Source organism: Oleiphilus sp. HI0128 (genome assembly GCF_001635365.1).
On the sequence record NZ_LWGG01000776.1, the window covers coordinates 1 to 2,113 of the forward strand.

Annotated in this window: 2 protein-coding genes; both read right to left on the bottom strand. The window is 44.2% G+C overall.

Annotated elements, in window-relative coordinates; genetic code table 11:
• Positions 1-1,547 (bottom strand): PAS domain-containing sensor histidine kinase (locus A3763_RS10995; RefSeq protein WP_068760020.1); only part of this gene is annotated, 1,547 nt, incomplete at its 3' end.
• 22 nt (positions 1,548-1,569) lie between these two features.
• Positions 1,570-2,113 (bottom strand): GGDEF domain-containing protein (locus tag A3763_RS11000; RefSeq protein WP_156495048.1); only part of this gene is annotated, 544 nt, incomplete at its 5' end.

The following is a 2,113-nucleotide window of genomic DNA, read 5'->3' on the forward strand; positions in this document are numbered from 1 at the left end:
TGGTTATCAAACTTCCAATGCTGATGAAATTCGGTACTGGCCGGGTTGATATAGTCCAGATGAGCTTGGTTTGCTTCGCAGATTTCTCGTGATAAATACAAACCAAGTCCTGTGCCCTGAGATTCAGTGGTGAAGAATGGTTCAAATAAATGATGGGAGTTCTCTTCAGAGACTCCTTCACCCTGATCGATTACTTCGATATAGGCTTGGCCATCCTTTGTGGTTTTGGATAGCAATATAAATAACTGTGCGCTGCAATCTGACTTTAAGCCATGCCTAAGCCCATTGTCGATCAGGTTGATAAACACTTGCTCCATTTGGCTTGGGTCAAAGCGTGCTGTTGCGTCTTTGTCTGCAAGTATAATATTAATTCTGTCTGATGAGTGCAGGTGCCCTTTATATTCGCCGACGATTTTATCAATCCAGTTGGCCAAGGTGATGTCTTCAACTTCTGGCTCTGTTCGACGACTAAGTTGCAGAGTGTTTTCAATGATCTGATTTACACGCTTTGAGTGACGCTGGATGATATCCGTCATCTTATGGTCTGCCGGGTCAAGGTTTTCAGACTCAGCCAGGAGTTGTGTTGCGTGGCTAATTGCTCCTAATGGGTTTCTAACTTCATGCGCTATACTTGCGGTTAAGCGACCGAGAGAGGCCAGTTTCATATGTTGAGCTTGTTGCGCAGTCTTGCGAGTATCATCTAAAAAAACCAGGATGTCAGACTCTGCTTCATTTTGTAAGCGAGAGAAATTTGCCTGAACCAAAGGTTTTTCCTGGCTGACTCGAAAGGGAGTTGTACGTACGCCGGGTGCTTCTTTCCATAATGTTAGCCTATCAGCAATCAAGGAAGGTAAGGGCTGCTTTTCCGCCAGGCTGACTAAATCCAGGCAGGCATGGTTGATTAATTTAACCTCGCCTTGCTCACTACAGACGATAATACCTGTTCTCATGCTCTGGATAATCTGGTGGTTAAGCTTTTCCAGCTTTCTTAAATCTTGCTCTTGTTGTTTAAGTAAAGATTCATTTTCCGAAATCTTGATCGACAAATATTGGAGTATATAGGCACTCGCAAAGTACATGCAGCCAATCAGACCTGTCCGCGGGACATCGGAAAGTGAATTGAAGCCGTTAAGGAAGCGCTCACCCTCAATTAAAATAGTAAGCAGTGTGGCCCAGGCAGCGAATGAAAGTCCTATCCGTCCTCGAATAATGATATTACCTGCGGCGACACTGATAATGATCAGGTTAGCCAAACCACCAGAGATACCCGAGGCAAAATAGAACAAGGCATGCAAGAGCAGTATATCGAGAAGTAATGTAATAAAAATTTGCTTGGGGTGAGCGTCGATGAGAAAGCGAAATGCGAGTAGCCAAAAGAGGTTCAGCCCTAAATAAATTGGCGTAAGCGCCTCAAATATTAGAGGTGAGCGAAATTCTTGTACCACGCTGTGTTGCGATATTGATATTCCAAATAGCAGAATACTGACAACGACTCGATAAAAGTTATAGTAATTAAAAAGAGACTGGCTTTGCGGGGAGGTTTCCATAAACTTGGTTCTTGGGTCGTACTTATTCTGGTGTGGTAGGGGCGCCCGGATTGTTCCAGAGCTTTACCTGATTTCTGCCGTTATTCTTAGCTTCATACATTGCAATATCGGCACGCGTGACGAGCTCGTCAGCAGTCTTGGGGGACTTTTGAGATAAGCTGGATACACCAAAACTTGCAGTAAACTCGATAATATTGCCGTTTGATTCGAAGGCAGAGTTTGAAAATTCTTGGCATAGGGTGTTGGCAACATGCTCAGCTTCATTCAATGAGGTATCAACAAGCAAAATAATAAATTCTTCACCTCCGTAGCGCGCGATGATATCGCCTGAACGTGTGATAGTGTTTTTTAGAATTACTGCGGCATGGCGGAGGCATTCGTCTCCAGTTTTATGCCCATAGTTATCATTGATCGATTTGAAACGATCTAAATCGCATAATATGACAGACAACTCGCGGCGGTGCCGTTCAGCTCTTTTTAGCTCGATATGCAGGCGTGATTCAAAGTGCCGGCGATTGAATAGAGTGGTCAAGGAGTCGGTTGTAGAGGCTAACTCCAGGCGATTA